Below are 246 nucleotides of genomic sequence, written 5' to 3'. Positions count from 1 at the left end.
ATCATTTACCGCAACCGCTCCGGTTCGGAAACACTGGGGTATCCGGCGCTGGCCGATAACGATGGTTGTTGCGACTGGTTGCTGTATGCCTCGGACGAAGAAAAACAACGCTGCCATCAGGCGCTGACTGTCCTCAGAACCCTGCCACCGGGCAAGGCGCATATCATCTGTTTACAATGCCGCCACCACGATGGCAGCACCCGGCTAATCCGCTTCGAGCTGACGCCATTCCGGTACGATCAGAAC

General features: G+C 57.3%; 1 protein-coding gene. It reads left to right on the top strand.

All coding sequences use genetic code 11. The annotated features are described in order from the left end of the window. Window positions 1-246 (top strand): PAS domain-containing protein (locus Q4563_RS21795; RefSeq protein WP_303606022.1); only part of this gene is annotated, 246 nt, incomplete at both ends.

It is taken from the genome of Gilvimarinus sp. 1_MG-2023 (genome assembly GCF_030548285.1).
The sequence above is the reverse complement of the archived record's forward strand: the minus strand, read 5'-3'. Positions and strand labels throughout refer to the sequence as shown.